Source organism: Rathayibacter sp. AY1B4 (assembly GCF_002932815.1).
Classification (GTDB): Bacteria; Actinomycetota; Actinomycetes; order Actinomycetales; family Microbacteriaceae; genus Rathayibacter.
The window spans coordinates 28,888-53,806 of the sequence record NZ_PSWN01000004.1; the positions used below are offsets into that span (position 1 = coordinate 28,888).

Genomic DNA, 24,919 nt, shown 5'->3' on the forward strand with positions numbered 1-24,919 from the left:
CGACGAAACGCGTAATGAGCGTCGTCGGGTCCTTTTTTTGTGCCCGGACGCCTCCTGACGCTCCGCCGGAGCACCGATGACGGTGCCGGAGGGGGCGGGGACGGCGACGGACGGCCGGGCAGCACAGCGCAGGGAAGCGCGCGTCCCCACACACCCGGAGGAGTACCGATGAGTACCCAGGAGAGCGCGAAGGCGATCCTCGAGCACGTCGGCGGCGCCGCCAACGTGGCGAAGCTGCAGCACTGCTCGACCCGTCTGCGGTTCGCGCTGGCGGACGACGCGAAGGCCGACGTCGAGGCGCTGAAGGCGGTGCCCGGCGTGATCGGCGTCGTCACCGGCCCGCAGACGCAGGTCATCGTCGGCAGCGGCGTCAGCGAGATGTACGCGGCGGTCGAGAAGCTGCGCGGCGGCACCACCGCATCCGCGGAGCAGGCGAAGCAGCCGCGGTCCCTCAAGCGCCTCGGCGCGACGATCATGGACTTCGTGGTCAGCGTCTTCACGCCGATCATCCCGGCCATCGCGGGCGCCGGCATCTTCAAGTCGTTCCTCGTCCTCGCCTCGGCGCTGGGCTGGCTCGACCCGGCCTCCGACAACTTCAAGCTGCTGTCCGCCATCCCGGACGCGGTGTTCGGCTTCCTGCCCCTGCTGGTCGCGTACACGAGCGCTAAGAAGCTCGACGTGAACCGGCCGCTCGCGCTCGGGCTCGTCGGCGTCCTGGTCTTCCCGGCGTTCACGACGCTGCTCAACCAGGAGGGCGGCGTCGCGCTCTTCGGCATCCCGGTGCCGGTCATCGCCTACAACGCGCAGGTGTTCCCGGCGATCCTGGCCGTGCTGCTGCTCTCGGTCGTCGAGCGCTTCTTCACGAAGCACTCGTGGGGCCCGATCCGCACGTTCTACGTGCCGCTGATGTGCCTCGTGATCGTCGCTCCGGCCACGATCTTCCTGCTCGGCCCCCTCGGCTACTGGCTCGGCTCGATGCTCACCGGCGCGATGATCGGCCTCTACGGGGCGCTCGGCTGGGTGGCCGTCGCGCTGCTGGCCGGCGTGCTCCCGCTGATCATCTCGGTCGGCATGCACAAGGCGTTCATCCCGCCGACCATCGCGACGATGGCCAGCGCGGGCAAGGACACCTTCTACCTCGCCTCCTCGCTCGCCCACAACGCGGCGGAGGCCGGCTCCAGCCTCGCGATCGCCCTGCGCACCAAGAGCGCGACCCTCCGCGCCACCGCCTTCTCGGGCGGCCTCTCGGCCCTCTTCGGGATCACCGAGCCGGCGCTCTACGGCGTCACGCTGCAGAACAAGCGCGCCCTCGTCTCCGTCATCACGGGCAGCGTCGTCGGAGGCGCCTACATCGGCGCCACGCAGGTCGCCGCGTTCGCGCTGGTCAGCCCCGGCGTCGCGAGCATCTCGATGTTCATCGACGGGCTGAACCCCTGGAACCTGCTCAACGCCGTGATCGGCCTGCTGATCTCGGTCGCCGTCTCGTTCGTCGTCTCCTTCGTCATCTGGCGCGACGACGCCTCCGCCAGCGTCCAGGCGCTCGGCGACGTGGCGGCCGACGCCGGGAGCCCGCTCGCGCTGCAGGCGCCGCTCACCGGCTCCGTCATCCCCCTCTCGGAGGTTCCGGACCCCGTGTTCTCGGCCGGCGTGCTCGGCGAGGGGCTGGCGATCCGCCCCACCGACGGAGCCGTCCGGGCGCCGTTCGCCAGCGAGGTCATCGCGCTGCTCTCCTCCCGCCACGCCGTGGGGCTGCGCCGCGCGGACGGCGTCGAGGTGCTCATCCACGTCGGCATCGACACGGTGCAGCTGGACGGCGCGCCGTTCGAGGCGCACGTCGCGGTCGGCGACCGGGTCGAGGCCGGACAGCTGCTCCTCACCGCCGACCTGGCCGCGATCACCGCGGCCGGCTACGACACCACGACCCCGGTGCTCGTGACCAACTCCGCCGAGTACACCGTGCTCGTCGAGGCCGCCGAGCGGATCACCGCCGGCGACCGGATCATGACCGTGACGCAGAGAGAGAAGGAGCTCGCCGATGGCGCTTCCTGACGGATTCCGATGGGGCGGCGCCCTCGCCGCCAACCAGGTCGAGGGCGCGTGGCGCGAGGGCGGGCGCGGCCCGGCGGTCAGCGACGTCGCCTCCTACAAGCCGAAGGCGGACCCGAAGGAGTACGCGATCCACCACCGCAACACGGTGGAGAGCATCACGGCGGCGATGTCCGACGACGACACCGAGTACTACCCCAAGCGCCGCGGCATCGACTTCTACCACCGCTACCCCGGCGACCTCGCGCTGTTCGCCGAGATGGGCTTCACCACCCTCCGCGTCTCGATCGCCTGGACCCGCCTCTACCCGACGGGGGAGGAGGCGGAGCCGCTCGAGGAGGGCATCGCCTACTACCTCGCCCTCTTCACCGAGATGCGGCGCCTCGGGATCGAGCCGCTGGTCACGCTCTCGCACTACGACCCGCCGCTCGCGCTCGCGCTGAAGCACAACGGCTGGGTCGACCGCCGCACGATCGGGCTGTTCGAGCGCTTCGCCCGCACCTGCTTCGAGCGCTTCGGCCACCTCGTCGACATGTGGCTGACCTTCAACGAGATCGACGGCATCATCCGCCACCCGTTCACCTCGGGCGGGATCATCGAGGAGACCGTCGAGGGCAGCGTGGAGCAGGCCTGCTACACGGCCCTGCACCACCAGTTCGTCGCCTCCGCCTCGGTCACGAGGACGCTGAAGGAGCTGTGGCCCGAGTCGCGGATGGGCTGCATGCTCACGATGCTGACCACCTACCCCAACACCTGCCACCCCGACGACGTCGCGGCGACGCAGGCGAAGGAGCGGATGCTCTACCTCTGCACCGACGTCCAGGCGGGCGGCGCCTACCCGCGCCTGGCGCTGCGGGCGCTCGAGAGCCGCGGGGTCGAGATCCCGTTCGAGGCGGGCGACGTCGAGCTGCTGCGCGAGCACCCGGTCGACTTCATCTCGTTCAGCTACTACATGTCGATGACGGAGTCGGTGCGCCCCGACGCCGAGCGCACCCCCGGCAACACGGTCCTCGGCGTCAAGAACCCGTTCCTCGAGTCGAGCGAGTGGGGCTGGCAGATCGACCCCGTCGGCCTGCGGATCTCGCTGATCGACCTCTACGACCGCTACGGCAAGCCGCTGTTCATCGTCGAGAACGGGCTCGGGATGCGCGACGAGCTGACCGAGGACGGCCGGGTCCACGACCCGTACCGGATCGACTACTTCCGCGCGCACTTCGAGCAGATGATCCAGGCGGTGGACGAGGGCGTGGAGCTGCTCGGCTACGTGAGCTGGGCACCGATCGACCTGATCAGCGCCTCCAGCTCGCAGATCTCGAAGCGCTACGGGTTCGTCTACGTCGACATGGACGACCTCGGCCACGGCAGCACCGAGCGCTACCGGAAGGACTCGTTCTTCTGGTACCAGAAGGTCATCGCCTCCAACGGCGCGGATCTGGGATGATCCTCCTCTGCCCGGAGGCGCCGTCCGGCTCTCCGGGCAGAGGCCCCGCCACCCCCACCCCAGCCCTGACGCGGCCGTCGACGGAGACACGCATGCAGACCATCAAGAAGGTGCTCAACTCGAGCGTCGTCCTCGTCGTCGACGAGCGCGGCGTCGAGCGCGTGCTCCTGGGCAGGGGGATCGGCTTCGGAGCGAAGGCCGGCGAGGCGATCGAGCCCTCGAGCGTCGACCAGGTGTTCGTGGCGCTGGACGACTCGGATCAGCGCAACCTCGTCGAGCTCCTGGCGCAGATCCCGCCGGAGTTCGTCGAGCTCACCCGCGCGGTCGTCGCCGACGCGGAGGAGCAGGGGCTGAAGCTCGACCCGCACGTGTACCTCGCGCTCACCGACCACCTGCACTTCGCGGTGGAGCGGCAGCGGCGCGGGCTCTCGGTCGCCAACCGGCTGGCCTGGGAGATGCGGACGGTCTACCCCGTGCAGTACGCGGTGGGGGAGCGGGCGGTCGAGCGGATGCGCGAGCGCCTGGACGTGGAGCTGCCCGCCGATGAGGCCGCGAACGTCGCGTTCCACCTCGCCAACGCGGAGCTCGGCAAGGTCGGGATCGACTCGCTCCGGATCGTGCAGCTCATCCGCTCGGTGACCGCGATCATCCAGCACTCCAGCGGAGCCGCGCTCGACCGCGACGACCTCCGCTCCGCCCGCTTCGTAACGCACCTGCAGTACTTCGCCGAGCGCTTCTTCTCGGGCGGCCTGCTCGAGAGCGAGGACGACTTCCTCTTCACCAGCCTCAGCGCCCGCTACCCGCGCGCGATCGCCTCCGCCGAGCGGGTCCGCTCCTTCGTGGCGGCCGAGTACCAGGCCGCCCTGCCCAACGAGGAGGTCGCCTTCCTGGCCCTCCACATCGCGCGCGCCGCTCCGGAGTAGCGCGCTGACCCCGGAGAACCGCATGCACCGCACGACCCCCGCCCGCCAGACGACGCCCGCGAGCGCGCGCCCGTGAGCGGCACGATCCACCTCGTGCGCCACGCCGAGACCCTCTTCAACGTCGCCGGCCAGCTGCAGGGCTGGTGCGACTCGCCCCTGACCGAGCGCGGCGAGCGCCAGGCGGCGGCCCTCGGCGAGCGGATGCGCGAGGTGCCGCTCGTCGCGGCGTTCACGAGCGACCTCACCCGCACCCGCACCACGGCGGCGGCGGCGCTCGCCGGGCACCCGTCGCTCGAGGCCGAGCCGATGGTCGAGCTCCGCGAGTGGCACTTCGGCGCCTTCGAGGGGCAGCCGAACGCCTCGCTCTGGGAGCCGGTGTTCGCCGATCACGGCTACTCCTACGTGCCCTCCTCCGCCGACTGGCCGCGGATGACCGACGCCGGTCTCGACTCGGTGCTCGACGCGATCCACCGCCACGACCCCTCCGGCCGGGCTGACAGCGGTGCCACCGTGCGCGCCCGCGTGGAGGCCGCGATCGCGCGGTTCGTGCCGGCGGCCGAGCACGGGGACGTGCTGGTCGTGACCCATGGAGCGGTGCTGGGGAGCATCCTCCGCGCGCTCGACCCCGCGCACCGGCCGCAGCGGGGCTACCCGAACTGCGCGGTCGTGTCGGTGACGGACGGCGTCATCGGCGAGGTCGACGGGAGCTGCGCGACGGCCTGACCCCGCTCCTCCTCCTCCACGGACGCCCCTGTGCGCTCCGGTCGCCGACCGGACGAGCACGGGGGCGTCCGTCGTGCTCGGGACGCCGGCGGCCCGCACCCGGGCCGCCCCCGGACCTGCACGCGCGGCCGCCTCGGGACCTGCACGTCCGGTGATCCGGGACCTGCACTTTCGGCCACCTCGGCGCTGTACCGAAGTACAGGAGCCCGTCGCGAGAGCGTCCGTAGCGTCTGAGGAGTCAAGAGAAACGACTTCGAGGAGATGACATGCGAGGGCTTCAGCTCAGCGGCGTGAGCCGTGCATTCGGCGGCCACCGGGTCCTGCACGACGTGGACCTGTCCGTGGGCCGCGGCGAGATCGTCGGCTTCATCGGCGGCAACGGCGCCGGCAAGACCACGACGATGCGGCTGATCCTGGGCCTGCTCACCCCCGACACGGGGACCATCACCTGGGACGGCGCGCCGATCACCGCCGAGGACCGCCGCTCGATCGGCTACATGCCGGAGGAGCGCGGCCTCTACCCGCAGATGCGGGTCCGCGAGCAGGTGATCCACTTCGCTCTGCTCGAGGGGCACGACGCCCGGGGAGCCCGTGAGACCGCCGAGGAGGTGATCGACGCGCTGGGCCTGGCCGAGCGGGCCGACACCCTGGTGCAGGACCTCTCGCTCGGCAACCAGCAGCGCGTGCAGCTGGCCGTGTCCCTGGTGGGCGATCCGTCGCTCCTGGTGCTGGACGAGCCCTTCTCGGGGCTCGACCCGGTCGCCGTGGAGACGATGGCCGGCCTGATCCGGCAGCAGTCCGCCCGCGGCGTCGGCGTGCTCTTCTCCTCCCACCAGCTCGACCTGGTCGAGCGCCTCTGCGACACCGTCTGCGTGCTCGACTCCGGCCGCGTGACCGCGAGCGGAGCGGTGGCCGAGCTGCAGGACGACGGCCGCAGCCGCTGGCAGCTGCAGTTCTCCCGCCCCCTGGACGACCTGCTCGTCGCCGAGCTCGGCGTCACACCGGGACTGTCGGCCGAGCCGGTCCCCGGTGAGCCGGAGTCGCTGCTCGTCTCGATCGAGGGCAGCGGCCGGGACGTCCCCGAGCAGGTGCTCGCGACCCTCACCCGCCACGGCGGCCTCCGGAGCATCCGCACCGCGCAGCGCTCGCTGACCGAGCTGCTGTCCGAGCGGCTCACCGCCGCCTCCACCCCTGCGGCCGAGCGCCGCCTCGAGATCCAAGGAGCAGGACGATGACCACCACGCACCCCCGCGCCGCCCACGCCCGGACCGCCGAGAGCTCCGCTCCTCCGACGCCGGCCCGGGGAGCCGCGACGATCGTCCGCCGCGAGATCCTGACCCGCACCGGGAACCGCACGATCCTCACCGCGACCCTCGCGCTGGCCGCGATCGCCGGCCTCGGCGCCGGGATCGGCGGCTGGTTCCTGGTCGACGCGACGAGGGAGGCGGGGACCGTGGTCCTCGACACCCGGATCCTGTTCGCGACCGCGATGATCAGCGCCCTGCTCGCCGCGATGGTCTACTCCTCGTCGAGTCTGGCCTCGGGGGTGGTCGAGGAGAAGTCGTCCCGGATCGTCGAGATCCTGCTGACGAAGATCGGCGTCGCCCCGCTGCTCGCCGGGAAGATGATCGGCGTCGGCCTGGTGACCCTGGCCCAGCTGCTCGTGATCGGCGGCGCCGTCGTCGGCGGGTTCAGCGTGGTCGGCGGGTGGTCGGTCCTCGAGATCGAGCTCGGCCCGAGCCTGGTCTGGTTCCTCGTCTGGTTCCTGCAGGGCTACGTGCTCTTCGCGCTCCTCAGCACCCTGCTCGCCTCGACCGTGTCGAGGCAGGAGGACCTGGGCACCGCCGCCATGCCGCTCTCCGTCGTGCAGATGGCGCTGCTGATCATCGCGCTCTACGTGGTGCCGGCGAACCTCGACGAGGCCTGGGTGCACGCGCTCTCCTTCGTCCCCCTCTTCTCCTCCTACCTGATGCCGATGCGCTTCGGCCTCGACTCGGTCGGCACCCCCGAGATGGTGATCGCCGCCGTCGTCGCCGCGATCACGGTGCCGCTGCTGTTCCGCCTGGTCGTCCGCGTCTACCGCAACAACGCGCTCCGCACCGGCTCCCGCGTCTCGCTCCGCGCCTCCCTCAAGGCCGCCGACGCCTCCTAGGCCCGGCTCCCGATATCCACCACCACCACCCCTCGGAAGGACACCACCATGACCACCTCGCGCACCGCCTCGACCCGCCCCTCGCCCCTCAAGAAGCTGCTCGTCAACACCGCCCTCCTCGTCGGGGGAGCGGGCGGCGCCTACCTCGTCGTCACCTACCTCTTCTGATCCGCTCGACCGACCGAAGGACACGATCGTGACTCTCCTCGCGACTCCCGGGCTCCGCCCCGCGACCCCTGGGCACCGCCCCGCGGATCCGGCGGCCCTCCGGGCGGCGGCCTCGACCGAGCGGCTGCTCGGCGGCGGACGCCACCGCGTCGCCGCGATCGACCGCCCCGCCTTCGCCGGCCGGAACGCGTCGTGGACGATGACCCTCGACGACGGCGCCCGCGTCTTCGTCAAGCACGTCTCGCCCCGGACGGCGGGCCCCGCGGCCTTCCGCCGCTCCAGGGACTTCGCCGGCTTCGCCGCCCGGAGCCCCGAGCACGCCCCGGCCGGACCCCGCCTGCTGGCGGCCGACGAGGACGACTCCCTGCTGGTGTTCGAGCACTGCCCCGGCACCAGCCTGGCCCTCCTGCTCGTGGAGGAGCGCGTCCCCGCGGACTTCCCCGAACAGGCCGGCCGGCTCCTGGCCCGGCTGCACGCCGGCCCGGTGGCGGGCCTCACCGCGACCTCGCACCCCAGCCCTCCCGTCGAGATGCTGCGCGTCGGCATCCCGCACACCCGCTACGTCGACCTCACCCTCGCCGAGCTCGCCTTCTGGGGCGACCTGCAGCACGACGAGCAGCTCGTCTCGGCCACGGAGGATCTCCGCGAGTGGGAGAGCGGCAACCGCACGGCCCCGATCCACGGCGACCTCCGCCTCGACCAGTTCCACCTCCGCGACGGGCGCCTCCAGCTGCTCGACTGGGAGGAGTTCGGGATCGGGGATCCGGCCCGCGACCTCGGCACGCTGGCGGGGGAGTGGATCCACCGCGCGGTGCTCGACACCGTGACCACCCGGGAGGGCGCCTCCGCTCCTCCACTCGCCTTCGACACTGCGGCCGCGGACGCCCGCATCGCGGAGCGGATGGCGGCACTGGTCCCGAGGATCCGGCGGATGTGGCTCGCCTACGCCGCCGAGACCGCCGGCGCGGACGACGCCCTCGCCGTCCGCGCCACCGCCCACCTGGGCTGGCACCTCGTCGACCGCACCCTCGCCCGGGCCTCGATGGTCTCCCGCCTCCCCGGGATCGAGCGGGCCGCCGCCGGCATCGGCCGCCGCGTCCTGCTCGCCCCCTCCGCCTACTCCACCGCCCTCGGATTCGACAGGAGCCCGCGATGACCGCCCTCACCACCCGCTCCGTCCTCGACGAGGCCGTGATCAGCGTCGACGCCGCCCGGCTGCGGGCCGAGGTCGACGGGACCGTGATCGAGGCCACCGGGCCGATCGAGCTGCGGGCCCGACTCGCCGCCACCGTCTACACCCACCTGCACCTCCGGAACCCGCTGCTCGGCGAGACCGCCGGAGGCGACGGCCAGGACCTCGCCCCCCGGCTGATCGACGCGATCCCGCACCGCACGGTCCTGCAGCCCGCTCCCTCCGGGGTGCTCGGCTCCGCCACCGTGCAGGGGGAGGAGCGCCGGGTCGTCGAGCTGGGCCGCGTCCGGGTCCTCGTGCCCGAGGTCGATCTCGTCCGCTCCGCCGACGGGGCCGTCGCCGGCGTCCGGCTGCCGAGCTGGCGCACCCGCACCACTCCCGGCTACCTCCTCGCCCTCGGCCCGATGGGACTCGATCCCGCCGACCGGGTCGTGCGCCTCTCGCTCGTCGCCGACTCGGCGGAGGACGCGCTCGCCCTGTGGGGCCCGCTCCTGGAGGCGCTCGCCGCCTCCGGAGCCCGCCACCAGGCCAAGGCGCTCTCGGACCCGCGGGCCTTCCCCCGCTCCGACGCCCTCGTCGTCTACCTGCCCGCCGACTCCGCCGACGACGTCGCCCGGAGGGTCACTCCGCTGCTCGATGCCCGGCCCTCGCCCCGCACCGCCGTCTCGGCCTTCGCCGAGAGGCTCGCCGACGGCCTCGCCTACGCCGAGGACCCGGCCGACGAGCGCTCCTCCTACCGCGGACTGAGCTTCGGCCAGCACCGCTCCCGCGTCCTCGCCGAAGCGCTCCTGCGCTCCTCGGCCGAGACGATCCCCGCCGCCGACGCCTGGGCCGACGCCGCCCGCGCCGCGCGCATCGACCCGGACCGCCCGGGACTCACCGCCCGCTAGGGCCCCACGAACCTCCCCTCGATCCCGAGGGGACCACCACCTCAGCCCGAGGTACTCCACGAAAGGGACACATCATGACCACCATCTCCACCGACGCCCAGTCCGCCGACCTCACCGCCCTCGCGGGAGCGCACGACACCTTCGCCACCGTCGACGAGCTCGGCTCGGACGCCGCGACCGAGGCGCCCGCCACCACGCCCCTGTGCGTCGGCATCATCGTCGGCGCCACCCTCGGCGCGGGCTGCTGACCCGGCCCTCCTCCCGCCCGGGTGCTCCCGCAGCACCCGCTCCCCGGCCCTCCGGCCGGACCACCCGCACCACTCCCCGCACGACCCGGCGGATCCGCCGCCACCACTCATCCAAGGAGAACACCATGTCGACCATCACCGCCCAGACCGTCCAGTCCGCCGACCTCGTCGAGCTCGCCACCGCCCACGACACCTTCACCGCCGCCGACGAGATCGGCACCGACGCCGCCTCCGAGGCGCCCGCCACCACCCCGTTCTGCGCCGGCGTCATCATCGGCGTCACCCTCACCGCAGGGTGCTGACGGGCACGGGGCGACCGGTCCTCGACCGCGTCGCCCCGGCCCCTCCCGGGCGCGTGCCGTCCGCTCGCGCCGTCCGCCCATCCCCGTCCGCCCTTTCCGCGGGCACGGTCCGCCCGTCCGCCGCCGGCCGTGACCCGATCCGCCCTCCCGCCCGCCGCCCTCTGAGGAGACCGCCATGACCACCCCGCCCGGTGCGCAGAGCGCCGCACTCTCCGACCTCTCGCTCGGCCGCTTCGGCTACTCCCGGGTGGCCCTCGTCCTGACCGGCTCCGCCATGACCCAGGTCATGCCCTACTGGATCCAGTGGGCGCGCGCCGCCGCTCCGGCGACCGAGTTCCGCGTGCTCGTCCGCGACTCGGCCTACCGCTTCACCACCCGGCACAACCTGGAGTCGCGACTGCGCGGCCGGATCCAGGACGACCGCTGGGACGACGAGATCGTCGTCGCCCACGTCGACCTCGCCGAGTGGGCCGACCTCATCCTGATCTACCCGGCCACCCTCGACTACGCCTCGCGCCTCGCGCACGGCATCACCGACTCCCCATCGCTGCTCGCGGCCCTCACGACGGAGGCGCCGGTGTGCATCGCTCCGTCGCTCCCGCCGCGGGCGCTCGGCAACCCGGTCGTCGAGTCAACCCTCGCGCTGCTGCGCGAGCCGGCCAACTTCACCGTCATCGACCCCGTGCCCGGGCCGAGCGAGTCCAGCGACACGGCGCTCGCCTGGGTGCCGCCCGCGTTCCCCGCGGTGCTGCGCCACCTGGAGTCGCTGCGCACGGCACCGGCTGCCGCGGAGGAGGCGAGGTCGGCGTGAGCACCACTGCCCCTCCGCGGGCCCTCGTCACCGGGCTGCTCGTCACCGAGCTCTCGGCCGGACCCGACGGGACCACCGTCTGGACCCGCCGCCTCGGAGAGCAGGCGCCGCTGCCGTTCTCGCCGGTGCCCGTCCGCCTCGCAGCGCCCGATCCCCGGATCGTGCCGGGAGGCGCCGACCCGTCGATCCGCCGCTACCGCACCACCGCCCGCGCCCTGCTGCCCGCGCTCCTCCACGAGCTGTCGGAGGAGGCGCTCGTCTCCGTCGGCCGCGAGTGGAAGGGCGCGCTGGACGCGCTCCACGGCGCCCGGCCCGCCGGGGAGCCGCTCCCTCCGCGTCCGCTGCAGCGCGCCCGCGGCTGGCTCGCCGGTGGCTGGGCGCCCGCCGCCGAGGAGCTCGGCGCCGGCGGTCTCCTCGAGCTCGCCGACTGGGCGGAGGCGGTCGTCGCCTCGCCGGCCGCGGTCGTGGTCCACGGCCACCCCGGCCTCGCCCACCTCGTCGTCGACGGGACCCGCGTCGCTCTGCTCACGGGCGAGGACGTCGGGCTCGCCGACCCGGTCTGGGACGCCGCCTGGGTGCTCGGGGAGCTCGCAGAGCTGCACGCCTTCCACCCCGCGCTCCGCCCGGCCCTCGACGCGCTCCGCCGCGGACTCTCGCTCGAGGAGGACCACGACGCCGAGCTGCTGCGCGTCGGCACCGCGTTCCGGCTGGCCCAGCACGCCGTCGACTGGCACCGCTCCGGGGGCGCCAGCAGCGATCAGGCGCGGCTGCTGCTGCGCCTGTCCGCCGCACAGCTGGGGGAGCGGGCGGAATGAGCGCCCGCGACGTCCCGACCCTGTCCGCCGCCCTGCCCTCCGGCGCCCGCGCGCTCGTCGTGCACCGGCCGGAGGTCCGCAACGACTCGGTCGCCCTCGCCGTGCCCGCCGGCATGCGCCACGAGCGCGACGGCGAGGAGGGGATGCTGCACCTGATCGAGCACCTCGTCTACCAGGACAGTGAGGGGGTCGCCGGTCTCGTCCGGCAGACCCGCGTCGCCGAGAGCGGCGGCGTCCTCGGCGGTCACACGCACCTCGACTACTCCGAGTTCTTCGAGACGGGTTCTCCCGGGTCGGCCGCCGTGATCGCGGAGCGGCTCGTCGAGCAGGTCTTCCGCCCCGCCTTCCTGCCGGAGCAGATCGCGGAGCAGATCCGCGCGGTCGCCTCTGAGCGGGCCGCGCGCCTCGCCCCCGCTCCGGGCGGCGTGCTGCCGTGGCCGCACCTGACCGCCCGCTACTGGGCCGACGCCCCCAACGCGCACGACGGCAGCGGCGACCTCGACCTCGAGGGCCGCGCGACCGAGCCCGTCCTGCGCGCGCTGCACCGGCGCCACTACAGCCCGGCCGGCTCCGTGCTGGTCGGCGTCACGGCCGACGACCCCGCCCGGCTCCTGGACCGCCTGGTCGCGGCCCTCGCGGAGACGCCCGATCGCGCGGCAGGACCGGTCGCCGTCCCACCTGGGACGGCCCGCCCCGAGTACCGCGCCGAGCCCGCCGCCCGCCGGCTCGCCGCGACCGCCGCCGCGCCGTCGACCCGCGTCTCCGACGAGCTGCTCGGCGACCTGATCGCCGCCGAGGCGCTCGCTGCGCAGGCCGGACTCGACGCGAGCGCCGGACTCTTCGGCCCGGGCGACACCGTCGCCGACGACCTCTTCGTGCTGGTCGACGACACCGCCGTGCCCGTCGATCCGTGGCACCGCCTCCGCGCCCTCGCGGTGAGCGACGACTCCGCCCTCGAGCACGCCCGGCACCGCGCGGTGCTGCGTGCGGAGCGGCTGGTGCACGACGACGAGCGTCTGGCCCGCACCGTCGCCCGGGATGCCCTGCTGCGCGGTGCGCCCGGCTTCGCGGGCGAGCTCGTCGACTCCCTCGCCGCGCGGCCGCCGCGCCCGCTGCTCGCGGACGCCGCGGCCCGCCTCGCCGAGCAGCCCTTCGCCGCACTGGGCGTTCCCGCCGCCTCCACCCGTCCCGGAAGGAGGAGCCCATGACCGCCGCACCCCCGCTCGCCGTCGTCGACGAGCGCTCCCGCTTCGCCGTCGTCGCCCTCGGCTGGCGCGACCCGGCCGGAGACGACGGGCCCGACCGCGCTGCCCGCCTCCGCTCGGCCGTTCCCCCCGGAGCGGTCTCGCTCGCGTGGACGGCGACGGCCGGGGCGCAGAGCCTCACCGCGGTGCTCCCTCCGGAGGGCGCCGCGGCCTGGACCGCCCTGACGCTCGAGCGCGCCCAGGGAGCCGGGGATCCGGTGCTCGCCGTGGTCGGGCCCGAACGCGCCGTCCGCGAGACGTCCCGGCCCGTCTCCGTGCCCGCCGCGGCTCCGCTGCCGAGCGCTCTGCACCAGTCCCGCGAGCAGGGCTACGAGAGCACGATCGTCACTGGCGCGGACCCGTCCGGCGAAGTCGGCCACGCTGCGACGTTCCTGGCGCTGTGCCGCCTCACCGCGGGGGCCGAGCCGCTCGTCCCCGCCGCACTGCGCTCCGCCGGCGGCGATGCGGTCGCCCAGGTCGCGCGGGGCCTGCGCTCGAGCCGCCCCTCCCTCACCTGGCAGGTCGTCTCCCCGGCCGGCCAGGGCATCCCGACCCTCGAGACCGTGCTGCGCACCGTCCTCGACGGCCGCGCCGCGCACGGGGAGGGAGCACGCGCCGCGCACGCGTTCGCGCGGGCGAACCTCCTCCGCGCCTGGCGGTCGCCCGAGACGCTCGCGCGCACCCTGGTGGAGTACGAGGTGATGGGCTGGGGCGGCGCCCTGGTGCTCGATCCGGAGTCGGCGCTCGCCGCGGTCGACGAGAGTGCGCTCGAGCGGGCGGTCGCGGGGCTCCTGCGGCCCGTCGCCGACGTGGTCGGCTGGGGCTGAATCCGGCGGGCTCGATCAGCTCCGGCCGGGACGCGTCCCCAGGTCGACGAGCCCGTGCTCGATCGCCGAGACCAGGATCTGCACCCGGTCGCGCACGCCCAGCTTCTCCATCACCTTCACGAACCGCGCCTTCACGGTCGACTCGGTGACGAACAGCTCCTGCGCCATCTCGCGGTTGCTCATCCCGCGGGCGAGCAGGCGGATCACCTCGAGCTCCTTCTCGGTGAGCGCCTCGAGCAGATCGGGGTCCGGCACCGTCTCCGCCGGCACCGACTCCTCGAGCCCCTTCACCACGTGGCGCGTGACCTCGGCGGAGAGCACGGACTCGCCCGCGAGCACCGCGTGCACCGCCGCGATGATCTCCCGCGGCTTCGTGTCCTTGACCAGGTAGCCGGAGGCGCCCGCGCGGAGCAGGTCGACGACGTAGCGGTCCGTGGTGAACGTGCTGAGCCCGAGGATCGCGATGCCCGGGTGCTCGGCGTGGATCCGCTCGGTCGCGGCGACGCCGTTCATGACCGGCATCTGCATGTCCATCAGGATCAGGTCGGGCTGGAGCGTCGCCGCCTGCTGCACCGCGATCCTCCCGTCGGAGGCCTCGCCCACCACCTCGATCGCCGGGTCCTGCGAGAGGTAGTCGCGGAGGATCTCGCGGGTCATCGATTCGTCGTCCACCAGCAGCACGCGGGTCATCGCTCTCGTCCTTCGTCGGTCGCCCCCGCGACGAGCGCACCGGACGCCCGGCCCTCGAGGGGGATGGTCATGGTCGTAGTCCAGCGGCCGCCGCGGGCTCCCGCGTCCAGCCGCCCGCCGAAGACGGCGCAGCGGGCCGACATCGCCTCGATCCCGAGGTGCGAGGAGACGATCGGAGCCGCGGAGGCGATCGCGTTGGAGGAGCTCAGCTGCACCTCGCCCCCCGACACCTCGAGCCGGAGCTGCACCTCACCGGCGGTGTCGCCGTGCTTGAGCACGTTCGTGCCCAGCTCCCGGACCGTGCGCCGCAGCACCTGGCGGAGGCTCGCGGGCACCTGCGCCACGGAGCCCGCCACGTCGAGGCGGACCCGGAAGCCCGCGCGCTCGATCGCGTCGGCGACGTTCCGCACGTCGTGGACGAAGCCGACGGCGGTGGTCGTGGCGCCCGAGACCTCCGGGGTCCCGAGCAGGTCGGAGTCGCCGCGGGCGGGAGCGCCTGCCTCGTCCTCGTCCTGGAGGAGCGTCACGAGGCTCCGCAGATCCTGCAGCGCCTGCTGCGCCGCGTCGCCGATGCTCTCGAGGATGCGCTCGGTCTTGGCCGGGTCCTCGACCGAGGTCGCGCGGCGGGCCTGCATGGCGATGATGGTCACCTCGTGCGCGACGATGTCGTGCAGCTCGTGCGCGAGCCGGGTCCGCTCCTCGTTGCGGATCCGCGCCTGCTCCTCCTGGATGCGGTCGGCCCGGCGCTCGCTCCGCTCGCTGCGGCCCCGGAAGGCGTTCAGGCCCAGCCCGGCGGTGCCGCCGAAGAGGACGAACGCGCCCAGGACGTAGACGGCCGTGCCCATGGCGCGGTCGACGAGCAGCACCGCGGGCAGGAGGACGAGGGTGCCGAGCACGAAGACGAGCCCCGCGCGCCAGGGGAGGAGGAAGGTGACGAAGCCGACCACCACGATGGTCGGGAAGATCAGCGCCGCGAGCAGCAGCGGCGGGGCGCCGAGCATCAGGACGACGGCGTAGACGAGGTAGAGCGAGACCGCCGCGGGGATCGCGCCGGCGAGCAGCGCCAGGAGCGGCAGGTAGGGGAGCGCCAGCTCGATCCAGCCGCGGACCGACGTGAGGTCGACGCTGCCGCCCATCAGGTCGATGACGACGAGGAGCGTGAAGGAGCCGAGCAGGAGGGACCGGGTGATCCACCCGCCGGGCAGCGTCCGCACGTCGTTCGTCCACCGCGTCGTCCCCACCACGGGACCAGGGTACCGAAGCCTCCCCCGAGCCCCGTCGGCCTTCCGTACAAGGGCGGACTGGTCTTTCGTACAGGAGCGGTGCGACGGGGCGTCGCCATGCTTATGGAGCGGTCGAGCCGATCGCACCCCTCGATCACAGGAGAACGACCATGGCCCCGATCCTCGCCGCCGCCGCCCTCGCCCTCGGAGCCGTTCTCGCTCCTGCCGCCGCTCCCGTGCAGGCCGCCTCGTCCGCCGGCGTGCAGACGGTCGCCGCCTCCTACGAGCTGCCGAAGGTGCAGAAGCCGGGCGGCATGGAGTCGATCCAGGACCGCGGCGCCCTCTGCAACCTCTTCGGGATGTGCTGAGCGCAGCTCTCGGACCGGGTCAGCCCTTCAGCGGGTCGTTGCCCCAGTTCTTCAGGGAGTAGCGCCACTTCGTCTCGGTGACATCGCCCGAGGGACGCTGCTTCGCGTGCCGGTGCACGTAGCCGACGACCTTCGTCATGTGGGCGTAGTCGTCCTCGCTCAGGTCGGCCTGCTTCGTGCCCAGAAGCTCGACGATGCGGCGCCCGCTCTCGTGGCCGACGGACTCGCCGCCGCCCTCCGGCTTCTGGCCGACCTCCTTCGACTCGTCGGTGCCGAGCCACTCCTCGAGCTCCTTCGCGGTCATGTTCACGGCGTCGTGGAACTCGTCGCGGGTCGTCCGCTTCTCGTCGTCGGTGGGCATCGCGGGGCTCCTCGGGTCGGTCGGTCCGGGTCGGTCGGTGACCTCCAGCGGAGCCTGTCGGAGGGGGAGAGGTCAAGCCCCGTGCGCGGTTCCAGGGCGCGCGTAGCGTCGGAGGAGTCCGCACCAGCCGACCACCGCCGGCGTCCGCCGCCGGCAGAGAAGAGGCCCACATGCCCTCCCGCAACACCCTCGTCCGCAGTCTCCACGACCTCGGAGCCGCCGCCTGGTTCGGCGGCTCGCTCATGGGCGCCGTCGGCCTGAACGGCGCCGCGTCCACCTCGTCCGACCCGGCGGAGCGCCTCCGCCTCTCCTCGAACGGCTGGGCCCGCTGGACCCCTGTGCAGCTCGCCGCGATCGCCGCCCACGGCGTCGGCGGCATCGGACTCGTCCTCGCCAACAAGACCCGCCTGGCCAACCAGCAGGAGAGCCGCACGAACACCGTCGTCAAGACCGTCGTGACCGGGCTCGCCGGCGCCGCCTCGGTGATCGCCGCGGTCGCCGGAGCGACGCAGGCCAAGCACGCCGACGAGGGCGCCCCCGGCGTGACCGAGGCGTCGGAGCAGAACTCGCAGGAGCTGACCACGGCCCTCCGCGTGCAGAAGGTCACCCAGTGGGCCATCCCCGTGCTGACCGCCGTCATCATCGTCCTCGGCGCCCAGCAGGGCGAGCAGCAGCGCCCCGTGAAGGGCCTCTTCGAGACCACGGCGCGGATGTTCCGCAAGTAGTCCCCGCGCTCGCGCGCAGAACGTCGGCCGAGAGTGCCCGCCGTCCCCCGAGGGTGGAGGGCGGCTGCTCTCGGCCGACGTTCTGCGTGCGGGGTCCGGCTAGCGGCAGTGTCCGCGGCTGCTGCGGGGTCGCCGTGGGGATCGCCGAGGCGGACGCGCCTGTGCTGATCTGCTCGGCGACCACCCCGCCGTGAATTGTGATGCGGCAGCTGATCCCGCCCTGGTCATCGGAGTATCAAGGCGCCGATCCCGCCGATCAGGGAAGCGGGGGCGGGGCCGACGCCGGTCCTCCTCGGACGGGGGCGGCGCAGTCGTCGAACGTTTGAGGGCCCGACCGAGGCCGAGGAGTGGCGTGGAATCGCCCGGACGCACGGAGGCGGTCCGATTGACCCCGCTATCTCTACATAGGTAGCGTCATCCGTGTGCAGCCACTCCCTCGCCTCACGTCCGCCACCGCGGACGTCCTCCGGACCCTCCTCGACGCCGACGGCCCGACCTGGGGCATGGTCGTGATCAAGGCCACCGGGCGACCGGCGGGCAGCGTCTACCCGATCCTGGAGCGGCTCGAGGGAGCGGGCTGGGTGGTCTCGGAGTGGGAGGCCGCGAGCGAGCGGAGCGGCCCGCGTCGCCGGCTCTACGAGCTGACCGCGGAGGGCGCCCCGGCAGCCCGGGCCGCCGTCGAGCGGATGCGGTCGACCGCGCGGACGGCGCCGCGAGCGGCGGAGGCGACCGCATGAGCGCGCTCCTGCGGCTCCTGTCGCTGCTGCTGCCCCCGCTCGCCCGCGAGCGCTACCTCGAGGAGTGGCGGGCCGACCTGGCCGGGGCCGCCGAGCTGGGACTGCCCCGGCGCGGCGTCGTCCTCGGAGCGCTCGCCCTGCTGGTGAGCGTCGACCGCGACCTGCCCGCGCACACCGGCGAAGCGCGGGGCACGCTCCCGCGCCGCCTCGCGCGCCGCGGACTCGCGCTCTTCGCCGCGGCCGCGCTCATGCTGAGCGGCATCGCGCTGACCGGCGGAGGAATCGTCCCCGAGCCGGGTGCCGCCTCCGACACCGCCCTGGCCGCCGTCGGCGCCGTGCAGACCGCGGTGCTCGTCGCCGCCGTCGCGGTCGCGGTCCTCGGCGCGGTCCACCTCCTCGGCGCTGCGGCGTCGGCCCGCACGGTGCTCGCGCGGATCTCCCTGGTCGCCGCCGTCGTCGGCCCGGTGCTCACCGCGGCCGGCCTCCTCCTCCCCGGACCCCTCGCCCTCGTCGGCCTGCCCGTCTCCCTCGCCGGACTCGTCTGCGGGGCGATCGTCCTCGGCGGCTCGCGGACCATCGCCCTCGCACCGCGGACGGCGACCCGCGCTCAGCGCCTCCCCGTCGCCCTCGCGGGCCTCGCGCTCGTGGCGGGCGTCACGGTGGTGGGCGCCGTCGATCTGCTGGTCTGGAATCCGCAGGCGAAGGTCCCCGGCGTGGCCCTGGCGGAGATCTACGCGACCATGTCCGAGCGCGACGGCTTCGAGTTCGGCTCCCACGCGATCTGGGTCACCGGGTGGGCCGCGTTCTGGACGGCCGCCGCGATCGTCGTGACGGTCGGCGCCCTCGTCGGCCGGAGGTCGCCGCTCACTCCGCGGCGGATCGCGGTGCTCATGCTCGCCCTGGTGGCCGGCGCCGTCGTCTTCCGCTTCTTCGCCGGGTTCGGCTTCGGGATGTCGGTCGCCGACACCTTCGTCACGTCCGGCGGCGACGGCTCCCTGGTCTCGGCGATCCTGCCGCCGCTCGGACAGCTCGCGCTCGCCGGCGCCGCGATCGCGGTGGGCTGGGCGCCCCGGGTCGCCCGGCCGGCGGCGGCCTCCGCGGCCTGACAGTGCTCGTGCCGGCGGAGACTTTCGCCCTGGCGGCTCGGGATCCGCGAGAACGGGACTGCCTGCCGACTTACCTCCCTTCGTGGTGAACACGAACGGCCCGTTCCGGCGCGGCCGAGCGCCCTCCGACCTACTCCAACCGGCGCAGGAAGCGGGCCGGCTGGTCGAGGAAGCCGCGCCAGGTCCGCACCAGGTCGAGGTCGTCGTAGCGGCAGCGGCGCAGGCCCGTCTCGTCGAGCTCGTAGAGGTCGGCTCCGGGGAGGGCGGCGAGGATCGGCGAGTGCGTGGAGAGGACGACCTGCGAGCCGCCGGCGACCAGGTCGCGCAGCTGCCCGATCAGGGCGAGGCAGCCCGACACCGAGAGGGCCGACTCCGGCTCGTCGAGGAGCCACAGCCCGCTGATCCGGGAGCGGTTCGCCACGATGTCGAGGAACGACTCGCCGTGGCTCCGCTCGTGGTACCCGCCGTCGATCCCCACCTCCTCCAGGTAGCTGAAGAAGCCGTGCATCGTCTCGGCGCGGAGGAAGAAGCCGCGCTTGGACGCCCCGGCCCCGCGGACCAGCTGGAGGTGCTCGGCCAGGTCCGACTCCGAGGCGCGGGAGGAGTGCATCGCACCCGTGGATCCGCCCTCCGCGTTCAGCCCGTAGGCGAGGGCGACCGCCTCGAGCAGCGTCGACTTGCCCGAGCCGTTCTCGCCGGTGATCACCGTCACCTGGCCGAGATCCCAGCCCTCGGCCAGCACCTGCCGAACGGGCGCGAGCGTCGCGGGCCAGCGCGCGAGGTCGGCGGGGTGCTCGGGTCGGGCCTGCACGCGGCGCACCGGGAGGGTCGAGAACACCCGGTCAGTCAAGCAGGTCGACGCTCCAGCCGGCCTCGGCCAACGCGCGGGCCGTGTCGGCGCGGGGGGAGTAGGGGAGGTCGTCGGCGCCGACCACGCGGTAGTCGGTGTCGCCGGGGCCGACCCAGAGGACGGAGTCGGACGGGCCGGCCCGGTGCAGCGCGGCGCGGACGGCGTCGGCCGGCTCCGCGATCTCGAGCACCTCGCAGCGCTCGACGCGGCGGGCGCCGTCGACCAGGGCGCGGCGGATCCGCGCGGGGTCCTCGAAGCGCGGGTGGTGGTCGGTGACGATCACCAGGTCGGCGCGCTCGGCGGCGGCTCGGCCCATCGGCGCGCGCTTGCTCGGGTCGCGGTCGCCGTCGGCGCCGAGGAGGACGAGCACGCGGCCGGGCGTCACCTCGCGGAGGGCGTCGACGGTGCGCTCGACCGAGTCGGGGGTGTGCGAGAAGTCGAGGAAGACCCGCGGCCCGTCGGCGCCGGACACGAGCAGCGTCCGCCCGGGCACGGTGACGTCGATCCCGGAGCCGACCGCCGCGGCCACCCGGTCGCGCGCGTGGCCCGCCTCGACCAGCATCACCAGCGCGAGGGCCGCGTTCGAGGCCATGTGGCGGCCGAGGAGCGGGACGGAGGTGGTCGTCGACCAGCCGTCGCGGGCGGTGAGCCGGAAGCGGGTGCGGTCGACCGCGGTCTCGAGCACGTCGATCCGCCAGTCGGCTCCGTCCCCGGCCGAGAGCGTGACGACCGGGACCGAGGCCTCGCGGGCGACCCGGCGCCCCGCCTCCGTGTCGACGACCACGACGCCGCGGCGGCTCCGCTCGGGCGTGAACAGGCGCTGCTTGGCGCGGAGGTACTCGTCCAGGTCGCCGAAGTCGTCGAGGTGGTCGTGGCTGAGGTTGGTGAACCCGGCGACGTCGAGCACGATCCCCTCCATCCGGGAGCGCACGAGCGCCTGGGCGCTGACTTCGATCGCCGCCGCCTCGACGCCGTCCTCCGCCATCCGGGCGAGGAGAGCGTGCAGCTCGGAGGCCTCGGGCGTGGTGAGGCGGCTGGCGACCACGTGGTCGGCGCTGCGGCGCTCGGCGGTGGAGCTCAGCCCCGAGACGACGCCCAGCTGCCGGAGCACCGCGTCGAGGAGGTGCACGGTGCTTGTCTTGCCGTTGGTGCCGGTCACGCCGAGGAGCACCGGTCCGCTCCTCGTGCCGTACACCCGCGCCGCGACCGGGCCGAGGGCAGTGCGGGGGTCGTCGCTGAGGAGGACGGGCAGTCCGGAGGCGCGGGCCTCGTCGAGCCCGCCCGCGTCGGTGAGCACGGCGACCGCTCCTGCCGCCGCCGCGTCGGCCGCGAACCGGGCCCCGTGGCTCCTCCTCCCGGGGAGCGCGGCGAAGAGGGCGCCGGGGCCCGCCTCGGTGTGCGCGACGGTCACCGCGGTGATGCGGACGTCGGAGCCGTCGCCGTGGAGGCGGAGCCGATCGCTCGCGAGGTCGGCGAGCGCGACACCGGCGGCGTGGAGCGGTTCGAGGAGCCGGAACACCGGCATGCGGGCCTCCTGCGGGGCGGGCGGGGCGGTGTCGCCGAGGGCCCGCGGGCGCCGCCGGGCGACCGGAGGGGGAGGGCCGGGAGGCCCATGCCCCAGCCTGCGCGCCGCTCCCCCCGATCGGGGAGGCCCTTGCCACCGCCCGCCCGGGCCGCTACCCGCCTCCGCCTACTGCCGCGAGAACGCCTCCTGGTACAGCGCCGCGAGCTCGGGGGAGCTCTCGCCGCTGAGGCCGCAGGTCAGGATCGTGTCGCCGTCGGCCGCGACCAGGTAGTCGACCCCGGTCTCGAACACGATCGGGGCCCCGTCCACCGCCGTCTCCCTGCCCTGGGTGACTGTGACGCCGTCGCCGACCTCGCCCGCGTAGCGCTCGAGCACGTGCAGGGTGACGGTGCTCCCGTCGATCGAGCGGACCTCGGCCCGGAACGCGAGCTGAGCGGGGGCCAGTGCAGCGGCCGTCACCGGCGAGCACGCGGCCATCGGCCCGCCCGTGCTCGGCAGGATCAGCGTCGAGGTGCTGCCCCCGCCCACGCCGAGCGCGAAGGGCAGCAGGAGGGAGGCGGCGGCCCCGGCGCTCAGCGCGCCGACTCCCACGATCAGCCAGGGGGACCGGCGGCGGGAGTGCACCGTCCGCGTGCCCTCGCCCGTGGCGGCGGCGATCTGCTCGGCGAGCTCGTCGCGGTCGAGCGCGGGGAGGCTCCGCGCGGGGTCGACCGTGCGGAGGAGGCGGCGGACGTCCTCGTCGTCGGTTCCGGTCATCGGAGTCCCCCTTCGGGCGCGTGCGGGTCGGTGGAGTCGTAGAGCTCGGCGAAGCGGCGCCGCGCGCGATGGAGGCGGATCGAGACGGCGTTCGCCGTGACTCCGAGGACCGCGGCGATCCCGCGGACGTCGAGCTCCTCCCACGCCCAGAGGCGCAGCAGCTCGGCGTCCTGCTCGCGCATCCGGGCGAGCACGAGGCGCACGATCTCCTCCGCGCCCGACGCCTCGCCCTCGTCGATCTGCACCTGGGGCGGATCGACGACCGCGATCCGCTGGGCGAGCATGACCTGGCGGCGCTGCATCCGCCGGGCGTTCTGCAGCTGGAGCCGGGCGACGCCGATCGCCCACGGCACCGGGTCGTCCTCGGGCACGTCGGCGCTGCGGCGCCAGAGCACCGAGAGCGTCGCGGCGAGCACGTCGTCGGCGGTGGCGGAGTCGGTGCGCCGCCAGAGGTAGCGGCGGACGGGATCGGCGACCGCGGCGGCGACCGCGGCGAACCGGTCGGGACCCGCGAGGGGAGCTGGCATGTGCCTCATGCTCCCTCCTGTCCGGGATCGGCGCACATCTTTCACCGGCGCGCCGAGCGGGACTCCGCGCTCTCCCAGCACCGCGGGAGCGCGGGTCGGCGCTCAACGCCGCGAGGCGCCCACGAACTCCAGCCAGCCGGCCACGAACGGCTCGATGTCGTCCACCTCGTTCAACGCGAGAGCGTCCAGATCGACTCCGCGGCACTCCAGCGTGAGGACGTGCCCCCGCACCCAGGCGGCCGCGCGCACGGCCCCGGCTCCCTCCCACACCTCGAAGGGCTCCGGAGCCCCGTCGACCGGGATCTCCGCGATCCGCGTGGGAGCGGGCAGCGCCTCCGGCTGCACGAACGAGACGGGCGCCTCCTCCCGGCAGCAGAGCAGCGCGACGTCGTGCCGCGGATCGCCGAGGGTCGTGCGGATCTCGACGGAGGGCCCCGTCCCGCCCGGGACCGCGTCGTCGGCGAGGAACGAGAGCCCACGCGGGCCGCCCGTCAGCGTCCACTCCGCCAGCAGCCGCGGACCGCTCCAGCCCGAGACCGCCCAGAGCGGGAGGTCGCCGAACGACCCCCGGATCCGCGCGACCCGCTCGGCGAGGTGCGCGGAGAACTCCTCCTCGCCGAGACGCCGCGCTCCGTCCATGGCCCGATCGTAGGTCGGGTACCGCGGCACGGCCAGACCCCTCGCTACTGTGAACGTCGACCCCCGCCTCCCTTCCCCGCCGAGGAGCCCCATGCCCATCTGGACCCTGCACGGAGACGGCCGCACCGTCGAGCCCGGCGCCGTCGTCGCCCCCGGCGAGCGGCTCGCCTGGCCGGCCACGATCGCCATCGGAATCCAGCACGTCGTCGCCATGTTCGGAGCGACGTTCCTCGTGCCCGTGCTCACCGGGTTCCCGGTCGCCACGACCCTGCTCTTCTCCGGAGTCGGGACGCTGCTGTTCCTCTTGATCACGCGCAACCGGCTCCCCAGCTACCTCGGCTCGAGCTTCGCGTTCATCGCGCCCGTCACAGCCGCGACCGCCGTCGGAGGGACGGGGTCGGCGCTCGCCGGAGTCGTCGCCGTGGGCCTCCTCCTGGCCGCCGTCGGCGTCCTCGTGCAGGTCGTCGGCCTCGGCTGGATCGACAGGCTGATGCCGCCGGTCGTCGCCGGCGCGATCGTGGCCCTGATCGGGTTCAACCTGGCTCCGACCGCGTACCTCAGCTTCAAGCAGGCACCGATCACCGGGACGATCACGCTCGCCGCGATCATCCTGTCGAGCGTGTTCCTCCGAGGCTTCCTCGGCCGCGTCTCGATCTTCCTCGGCGTGGTCATCGGCTACGTCGTCGCCCTGCTGCGGAACGAGATCGACTACTCCGCGGTCGGTGCGGCCGACTGGTTCGGGCTTCCGCCGTTCACCTTCCCCGACTTCGCCTCCGGATCCACGTGGTCGGGCATCGCGATGTTCCTGCCTGTCGTGCTCGTCCTCATCGCCGAGAACGTCGGCCACGTCCGCGGCGTCGCGACGATGACCGACGCCTCCGCCAACGCCAGCACCGGCCGGGCCCTGATCGCGGACGGTGTGGCGACCACCCTCTCCGGTGCCTTCGGCGGCTCCGGCACCACGACCTACGGCGAGAACATCGGAGTGATGGCGGCCACCCGCGTGTACTCGACAGCCGCCTACTGGGTCGCCGGCGTCACTGCGATCCTGCTCAGCCTCTCGCCCAAGGTCGGCGCCGTCTTCAACTCGATCCCGGCCGGTGTCCTGGGCGGCGCGACCACTGCGCTCTACGGCCTGATCGGCGTGATCGGCATCAAGATCTGGATCGACAACCGCGTCGACTTCTCGCGCCCGGTCAACCAGTACACCGCCGCGGTCTCCCTCGTGATCGCCATCGCCGGCTTCTCGTTCTCCTCCGGCGGCTTCGAGCTCGGCGGCATCGTCCTCGGCGCCGGCGCCGCCCTCGTGATCTACCACCTGGGCAACGCCATCGCCCGCTGGCGCCGCACCGGCGCCGACGACGGCGGCCCCCTCCCCGCCATCGGCCAGCTCGGCGGCGACCCGCAGGACCGCTGACCGCGGCCTGCTCCGGCCTGCCGCTCCCGAGACGCCGCCGTGCCGTCCGGACGCCGCCCTCCCGCGGACGTCCCGGCGCGCACGGCGGCGGCTCGGCGCCGGCCGGAGCCGTCTCGGCACGCACGCCGGAGCAGCGCCCTCGCTTACCACGTTCGGGGCAGTCCGCAACCCGGTGCGCTCCCAGGCGGCTCCCGCCTAACGTCGAGCGTGACG

General features: G+C 74.0%; 27 protein-coding genes. 19 read left to right on the forward strand and 8 right to left on the reverse strand.

Going from position 1 to position 24,919, the window contains the following annotated elements; genetic code table 11:
* The first annotated feature begins 168 nt into the window (after nucleotides 1–168).
* The 14 genes from C5D66_RS03460 to C5D66_RS03515 all read left to right on the forward strand — a co-directional run bounded on the left by C5D66_RS03460 (nucleotide 169) and on the right by C5D66_RS03515 (nucleotide 13,782).
* Nucleotides 169–2,049: a beta-glucoside-specific PTS transporter subunit IIABC gene (locus C5D66_RS03460; RefSeq protein WP_104256264.1), complete on the forward strand. Its 1,881-nt coding sequence runs from the start codon at nucleotides 169–171 to the stop codon at nucleotides 2,047–2,049.
* Entirely contained in the window at nucleotides 2,036–3,487 is a 1,452-nt protein-coding gene (locus tag C5D66_RS03465; protein ID WP_104256263.1) for a glycoside hydrolase family 1 protein, read from the forward strand. Before C5D66_RS03460 ends, C5D66_RS03465 begins: the two co-directional genes overlap by 14 nt.
* 92 nt (nucleotides 3,488–3,579) lie before the next feature.
* Complete coding sequence (locus tag C5D66_RS03470) at nucleotides 3,580–4,410, forward strand: PRD domain-containing protein (protein ID WP_104256262.1); 831 nt, start codon at nucleotides 3,580–3,582, stop codon at nucleotides 4,408–4,410.
* Between the two features lie 72 nt (nucleotides 4,411–4,482).
* Nucleotides 4,483–5,133 (forward strand): histidine phosphatase family protein, encoded by a 651-nt coding sequence (locus tag C5D66_RS03475; protein WP_104256261.1) that lies wholly within the window; start codon nucleotides 4,483–4,485, stop codon nucleotides 5,131–5,133.
* A gap of 290 nt (nucleotides 5,134–5,423) precedes the next feature.
* A complete protein-coding gene (locus tag C5D66_RS03480; protein WP_258059757.1) occupies nucleotides 5,424–6,368 on the forward strand; it encodes an ABC transporter ATP-binding protein in 945 nt (314 codons plus the stop codon).
* Complete coding sequence (locus tag C5D66_RS03485; RefSeq protein ID WP_104225127.1) at nucleotides 6,365–7,285, forward strand: ABC transporter permease; 921 nt, start codon at nucleotides 6,365–6,367, stop codon at nucleotides 7,283–7,285. The genes C5D66_RS03480 and C5D66_RS03485 overlap by 4 nt, the downstream gene beginning before the upstream one ends.
* Before the next feature lie 196 nt (nucleotides 7,286–7,481).
* Nucleotides 7,482–8,609 carry a class V lanthionine synthetase subunit LxmK gene (lxmK, locus tag C5D66_RS03490; RefSeq protein WP_258059357.1) on the forward strand — a complete coding sequence of 376 codons (1,128 nt, stop codon included), beginning with the start codon at nucleotides 7,482–7,484 and terminating at the stop codon, nucleotides 8,607–8,609.
* Entirely contained in the window at nucleotides 8,606–9,535 is a 930-nt protein-coding gene (locus tag C5D66_RS03495) for a T3SS effector HopA1 family protein (RefSeq protein WP_104256260.1), read from the forward strand. The genes lxmK and C5D66_RS03495 overlap by 4 nt, the downstream gene beginning before the upstream one ends.
* Nucleotides 9,536–9,609: 74 nt before the next feature.
* The gene (locus C5D66_RS17015; protein ID WP_181027122.1) at nucleotides 9,610–9,783 is read left to right on the forward strand and encodes a hypothetical protein; all 174 of its coding nucleotides are present in this window, start codon (nucleotides 9,610–9,612) and stop codon (nucleotides 9,781–9,783) included.
* A gap of 125 nt (nucleotides 9,784–9,908) precedes the next feature.
* Complete coding sequence (locus C5D66_RS17020) at nucleotides 9,909–10,085, forward strand: hypothetical protein (RefSeq protein ID WP_181067916.1); 177 nt, start codon at nucleotides 9,909–9,911, stop codon at nucleotides 10,083–10,085.
* A gap of 175 nt (nucleotides 10,086–10,260) precedes the next feature.
* Nucleotides 10,261–10,896 (forward strand): flavoprotein, encoded by a 636-nt coding sequence (locus tag C5D66_RS03500; protein WP_104225100.1) that lies wholly within the window; start codon nucleotides 10,261–10,263, stop codon nucleotides 10,894–10,896.
* Nucleotides 10,893–11,711, forward strand: a complete 819-nt coding sequence (locus tag C5D66_RS03505) for a hypothetical protein (protein ID WP_104225099.1) — start codon at nucleotides 10,893–10,895, stop codon at nucleotides 11,709–11,711. Before C5D66_RS03500 ends, C5D66_RS03505 begins: the two co-directional genes overlap by 4 nt.
* Nucleotides 11,708–12,919, forward strand: a complete 1,212-nt coding sequence (locus tag C5D66_RS03510; protein ID WP_104256259.1) for a pitrilysin family protein — start codon at nucleotides 11,708–11,710, stop codon at nucleotides 12,917–12,919. The genes C5D66_RS03505 and C5D66_RS03510 overlap by 4 nt, the downstream gene beginning before the upstream one ends.
* Nucleotides 12,916–13,782 (forward strand): hypothetical protein, encoded by an 867-nt coding sequence (locus C5D66_RS03515; RefSeq protein WP_104256258.1) that lies wholly within the window; start codon nucleotides 12,916–12,918, stop codon nucleotides 13,780–13,782. The genes C5D66_RS03510 and C5D66_RS03515 overlap by 4 nt, the downstream gene beginning before the upstream one ends.
* Before the next feature lie 15 nt (nucleotides 13,783–13,797).
* Here the strand turns inward: C5D66_RS03515 and C5D66_RS03520 are convergent, their stop codons facing one another.
* Nucleotides 13,798–14,472: a response regulator transcription factor gene (locus C5D66_RS03520; RefSeq protein ID WP_104225096.1), complete on the reverse strand. Its 675-nt coding sequence runs from the start codon at nucleotides 14,470–14,472 to the stop codon at nucleotides 13,798–13,800.
* The gene (locus C5D66_RS03525; protein ID WP_258059356.1) at nucleotides 14,469–15,716 is read right to left on the reverse strand and encodes a sensor histidine kinase; all 1,248 of its coding nucleotides are present in this window, start codon (nucleotides 15,714–15,716) and stop codon (nucleotides 14,469–14,471) included. Before C5D66_RS03525 ends, C5D66_RS03520 begins: the two co-directional genes overlap by 4 nt.
* A gap of 149 nt (nucleotides 15,717–15,865) precedes the next feature.
* Between C5D66_RS03525 and C5D66_RS03530 the strand changes: the two genes are divergently transcribed.
* A complete protein-coding gene (locus C5D66_RS03530) occupies nucleotides 15,866–16,063 on the forward strand; it encodes a hypothetical protein (RefSeq protein ID WP_104256257.1) in 198 nt (65 codons plus the stop codon).
* 19 nt (nucleotides 16,064–16,082) lie between these two features.
* Here C5D66_RS03530 and C5D66_RS03535 read toward each other — a convergent pair whose 3' ends face one another.
* Entirely contained in the window at nucleotides 16,083–16,424 is a 342-nt protein-coding gene (locus tag C5D66_RS03535; RefSeq protein WP_104256256.1) for a DUF3140 domain-containing protein, read from the reverse strand.
* Nucleotides 16,425–16,594: 170 nt separating this feature from the next.
* On the opposite strand from C5D66_RS03535, the gene C5D66_RS03540 reads away from it, so the two are divergent.
* The 3 genes from C5D66_RS03540 (at nucleotide 16,595) to C5D66_RS03550 (ending at nucleotide 18,992) form a co-directional block, all read left to right on the forward strand.
* Complete coding sequence (locus C5D66_RS03540) at nucleotides 16,595–17,149, forward strand: hypothetical protein (RefSeq protein WP_104225093.1); 555 nt, start codon at nucleotides 16,595–16,597, stop codon at nucleotides 17,147–17,149.
* A gap of 422 nt (nucleotides 17,150–17,571) precedes the next feature.
* Nucleotides 17,572–17,886, forward strand: coding sequence for a PadR family transcriptional regulator (locus tag C5D66_RS03545; RefSeq protein WP_104249735.1), 315 nt, complete (start codon nucleotides 17,572–17,574; stop codon nucleotides 17,884–17,886).
* The gene (locus tag C5D66_RS03550) at nucleotides 17,883–18,992 is read left to right on the forward strand and encodes a hypothetical protein (RefSeq protein WP_104225091.1); all 1,110 of its coding nucleotides are present in this window, start codon (nucleotides 17,883–17,885) and stop codon (nucleotides 18,990–18,992) included. Before C5D66_RS03545 ends, C5D66_RS03550 begins: the two co-directional genes overlap by 4 nt.
* A 130-nt stretch (nucleotides 18,993–19,122) precedes the next feature.
* Here C5D66_RS03550 and C5D66_RS03555 read toward each other — a convergent pair whose 3' ends face one another.
* The 5 genes from C5D66_RS03555 to C5D66_RS03575 form a co-directional block, all read right to left on the reverse strand.
* A complete protein-coding gene (locus C5D66_RS03555) occupies nucleotides 19,123–19,830 on the reverse strand; it encodes an AAA family ATPase (RefSeq protein ID WP_258063910.1) in 708 nt (235 codons plus the stop codon).
* A gap of 4 nt (nucleotides 19,831–19,834) precedes the next feature.
* Nucleotides 19,835–21,367, reverse strand: coding sequence for a Mur ligase family protein (locus C5D66_RS03560; protein WP_104254887.1), 1,533 nt, complete (start codon nucleotides 21,365–21,367; stop codon nucleotides 19,835–19,837).
* A 165-nt stretch (nucleotides 21,368–21,532) separates the two neighbouring features.
* Nucleotides 21,533–22,123, reverse strand: a complete 591-nt coding sequence (locus C5D66_RS03565) for a hypothetical protein (RefSeq protein ID WP_104237812.1) — start codon at nucleotides 22,121–22,123, stop codon at nucleotides 21,533–21,535.
* Nucleotides 22,120–22,650 carry an RNA polymerase sigma factor gene (locus C5D66_RS03570; protein WP_181067917.1) on the reverse strand — a complete coding sequence of 177 codons (531 nt, stop codon included), beginning with the start codon at nucleotides 22,648–22,650 and terminating at the stop codon, nucleotides 22,120–22,122. The genes C5D66_RS03565 and C5D66_RS03570 overlap by 4 nt, the downstream gene beginning before the upstream one ends.
* 102 nt (nucleotides 22,651–22,752) lie before the next feature.
* Nucleotides 22,753–23,289, reverse strand: a complete 537-nt coding sequence (locus C5D66_RS03575; RefSeq protein ID WP_104254885.1) for a hypothetical protein — start codon at nucleotides 23,287–23,289, stop codon at nucleotides 22,753–22,755.
* A gap of 91 nt (nucleotides 23,290–23,380) precedes the next feature.
* On the opposite strand from C5D66_RS03575, the gene C5D66_RS03580 reads away from it, so the two are divergent.
* Nucleotides 23,381–24,706 carry a uracil-xanthine permease family protein gene (locus C5D66_RS03580; protein ID WP_104225956.1) on the forward strand — a complete coding sequence of 442 codons (1,326 nt, stop codon included), beginning with the start codon at nucleotides 23,381–23,383 and terminating at the stop codon, nucleotides 24,704–24,706.
* Nucleotides 24,707–24,919 lie beyond the last annotated feature (213 nt).

Coding starts and splice junctions, on each gene's coding strand:
- C5D66_RS03485 (WP_104225127.1), top strand. CDS start 6,365: ATGACCACCACGCACCCCCGCGCCGCCCACGCCCGGACCGCCGAGAGC.
- C5D66_RS03460 (WP_104256264.1), top strand. CDS start 169: ATGAGTACCCAGGAGAGCGCGAAGGCGATCCTCGAGCACGTCGGCGGC.
- C5D66_RS03495 (WP_104256260.1), top strand. CDS start 8,606: ATGACCGCCCTCACCACCCGCTCCGTCCTCGACGAGGCCGTGATCAGC.
- C5D66_RS03520 (WP_104225096.1), bottom strand. CDS start 14,472: ATGACCCGCGTGCTGCTGGTGGACGACGAATCGATGACCCGCGAGATC.
- C5D66_RS03470 (WP_104256262.1), top strand. CDS start 3,580: ATGCAGACCATCAAGAAGGTGCTCAACTCGAGCGTCGTCCTCGTCGTC.
- C5D66_RS17015 (WP_181027122.1), top strand. CDS start 9,610: ATGACCACCATCTCCACCGACGCCCAGTCCGCCGACCTCACCGCCCTC.
- C5D66_RS03560 (WP_104254887.1), bottom strand. CDS start 21,367: ATGCCGGTGTTCCGGCTCCTCGAACCGCTCCACGCCGCCGGTGTCGCG.
- C5D66_RS03535 (WP_104256256.1), bottom strand. CDS start 16,424: ATGCCCACCGACGACGAGAAGCGGACGACCCGCGACGAGTTCCACGAC.
- C5D66_RS03580 (WP_104225956.1), top strand. CDS start 23,381: ATGCCCATCTGGACCCTGCACGGAGACGGCCGCACCGTCGAGCCCGGC.
- C5D66_RS03515 (WP_104256258.1), top strand. CDS start 12,916: ATGACCGCCGCACCCCCGCTCGCCGTCGTCGACGAGCGCTCCCGCTTC.
- C5D66_RS17020 (WP_181067916.1), top strand. CDS start 9,909: ATGTCGACCATCACCGCCCAGACCGTCCAGTCCGCCGACCTCGTCGAG.
- C5D66_RS03500 (WP_104225100.1), top strand. CDS start 10,261: ATGACCACCCCGCCCGGTGCGCAGAGCGCCGCACTCTCCGACCTCTCG.
- C5D66_RS03510 (WP_104256259.1), top strand. CDS start 11,708: ATGAGCGCCCGCGACGTCCCGACCCTGTCCGCCGCCCTGCCCTCCGGC.
- C5D66_RS03570 (WP_181067917.1), bottom strand. CDS start 22,650: ATGCCAGCTCCCCTCGCGGGTCCCGACCGGTTCGCCGCGGTCGCCGCC.
- C5D66_RS03565 (WP_104237812.1), bottom strand. CDS start 22,123: ATGACCGGAACCGACGACGAGGACGTCCGCCGCCTCCTCCGCACGGTC.
- C5D66_RS03550 (WP_104225091.1), top strand. CDS start 17,883: ATGAGCGCGCTCCTGCGGCTCCTGTCGCTGCTGCTGCCCCCGCTCGCC.
- C5D66_RS03465 (WP_104256263.1), top strand. CDS start 2,036: ATGGCGCTTCCTGACGGATTCCGATGGGGCGGCGCCCTCGCCGCCAAC.
- C5D66_RS03575 (WP_104254885.1), bottom strand. CDS start 23,289: ATGGACGGAGCGCGGCGTCTCGGCGAGGAGGAGTTCTCCGCGCACCTC.
- C5D66_RS03530 (WP_104256257.1), top strand. CDS start 15,866: ATGGCCCCGATCCTCGCCGCCGCCGCCCTCGCCCTCGGAGCCGTTCTC.
- C5D66_RS03540 (WP_104225093.1), top strand. CDS start 16,595: ATGCCCTCCCGCAACACCCTCGTCCGCAGTCTCCACGACCTCGGAGCC.